This is a genomic window from Bradyrhizobium sp. Leo78, assembly GCF_059512425.1.
Genome location: NZ_JCAMOT010000128.1, coordinates 1 through 2,286, shown reverse-complemented (window position 1 = coordinate 2,286; position 2,286 = coordinate 1). Strand labels below are relative to the sequence as shown.

2 protein-coding genes and 1 pseudogene are annotated in these 2,286 nt (G+C 62.0%); all 3 read right to left on the bottom strand.

Features of this window, described 5'->3' with window-relative positions:
• Window positions 1-3 precede the first annotated feature (3 nt).
• Window positions 4-399: a type 2 periplasmic-binding domain-containing protein gene (locus AC5ZG1_RS43800; RefSeq protein ID WP_051397327.1), complete on the bottom strand. Its 396-nt coding sequence runs from the start codon at window positions 397-399 to the stop codon at window positions 4-6.
• 268 nt (window positions 400-667) lie between these two features.
• Window positions 668-1,832, bottom strand: a pseudogene (gene modC, locus AC5ZG1_RS43795) (molybdenum ABC transporter ATP-binding protein).
• The coding region (locus tag AC5ZG1_RS43790) for a molybdate ABC transporter permease subunit (protein WP_496136503.1) at window positions 1,829-2,286 on the bottom strand (458 nt) is incomplete at its 5' end. The gene AC5ZG1_RS43790 and the pseudogene modC, both read right to left, overlap by 4 nt.

Genomic DNA, 2,286 nt, shown 5'->3' with positions numbered 1-2,286 from the left:
CTTTCACAGCGTGCTCAGTGGCTGCGCTATAACGCGCAGCAGCCGGATTATGGATCGAGGTTTTGCGAAAGCCTCGTTCACGAACTTCGGAGTTGAACTGCACAGCACGAGATTATAGGTCGCATAGGTGAACCGGCTTTCCTGAACGCAAGACCGTTCTCGACCAGATTGCTCGGGCGGCCTCGTCGGGCGGAGAAATAGCTCAAAGGGCGCCCGTTGCGTCACCTGGCTGTAAGCTGTCCGCTCGCGCCAAAGCTTGGCCTCGCCCGGTCTTCGGCTTAAACGGCGCTGCAGCTCCTTGGCCGGCGCGGTGAAGTTCGCGGCGACCGCCGCGTCGACCTCCGCCGCTCCTGCATTTCCGACCACAAACAGGGTCAGAACTGAATTGATGAGGATCAATCGGCAAGCCTCATCGGGAAATCCGGACGCCACTGGGAACGCGTTAGCCGCGGCGGCTCTTGCTTCTCATCCCAGCAATTGGCGTGCGGTTCGAGAAACATGGCGCGGGCCTTTGCTTGACACGCACATAGGTTGCCAGCGTGCCCCGTCCAATGGCTCGGCCGCCTCGTCCGGCTTGCGATATCGGCCTCTTCAACTCCGCCTGCGTGGCACAATGAAATGTAGCCTCAAGATGATGCCGCTCGCCTCTCGAGCGAGCTTGCTCGTTTCACGCCGCGGCGCTTGCCTGCCCAGGATCTGCTGCTGGCCTGGAGGTCGTCACGATTTGCAATGGCGGTTCAGAGGCCGAGAGCAGCGAGACGTGCTTGAGCTGCGCGAATACGTCCATCCCATCCTTTAGCCCAAGGGAATCAAAGGAGAAACGCGTGATGCGGGCCAAAATCTCCGTGCCCGAGCCTCCGGTGCCGAGCGCAAGAACCAGCGTGATCTCAGCCGCGCCGAGCGGCAAACAGGCTCTGATGCGCGCCGGAAAGACATTAATCATGGAGCCTGCGCGTGGCGCCTCGCGCGCCACGCTGACGTCGCTCGCTCCAATGCGCAGCCGTTGGTGCACGCCGGGTGCAAACGGCGGCGCCGGCACCAACAGCCGCGCCCCTTTGAGGCGGAGAATGAGTAGCCCATAGCGCCCATCATAGCCGCTGACAACGGCATCAAGGCTGACGGCGGCTTCGCGGCTTGCCGCTAGCGGCAGTGCGGGATCTCTCTAAGACTTGCAGCGGTCCGGCCGCGGTCACTACGCCGCGCTCCATCATGACGAGATAATCGGCAAAATGTTCGATCTCCGCCATGTCATGGCCGATGTAGATCATCGGCAGCGCGAGCTTCTCGGGCAGGCGCTCGATGAACGGCAGAATCTCACGTCTGGCGCAGCGGTCGAGCGCGCCAAGCGGCTCGTCCATCACAAGCAGTCTGGGCTGAGACAACAGCGCGCGACCCATGGCGACGCGCTGCCGCTCGCCGCCGGACAGATGTGAGGGAGAGCGGTCGAGCAACGGAGCTATCTCGAGCAGTTCGACCACCTCATCAAACGCGATCGGCGTTGGCTTCGGTTTGGGCGCACCGTAAAGCAAGTTGCGCCTGACCGACAAATGAGGAAAAAGACTCGGCTCCTGAAACACGTAGCCGATGGGACGCAGATGGGGTGGGCGAAAGGTCGTCCTATCCTGCCACACCTCGCCGTCGATGGCGCAAAAACCATTTCGCAAAGGCTCTAGGCCGGCGATGCAGCGCGCCAGCGTGGTCTTGCCGCAGCCTGGTGGGCCGAAAATCGCCGTCACGCCTTTGGCGGGTACGCTGAATTGCGTATCGCGCGAGAAGCCGGCGATACTGCCGCTGAAGGCAATGTCAATCCGGCCTGGCGTGGCTATCCTCACCTGCTCCTCCTTCCGCTGTATTTGTCGATCAAGGTTAAGGTGAGGATTACCGCAAAGGCGAACATCACCATGGCCCCGGCAAGCCAGCTTGCTTCGCGCCAGCGCGAGGCTTGGACATAGTCGAAGAGATAGGCCGACAGCACCTTGGTGCGCCCAGGAATGTTGCCGCCGATCATAAGCACGATGCCGAACGTGCCTATCGCATGCGCAAAGCCAAGCATGGCGCCTGTCAGAACACCCGTTCGCGCCACAGGCAAGGCGACCGTGAAGAAGGCATATAACGGTGAGGCGCGCAGAGTGGCAGCGACTTCCAGCGGGCGGTCACCCATCGCAGCGAAGGCGTTGCGGATGGGCTGCACCATCAAAGGCAGCGCTGACAAAACCGATCCGACCACGAGCCCCGTAAAGGTGAAGGCGAGCGTGGCCCCGCCCCAGAGAGAGGCGAGAAGGCCAC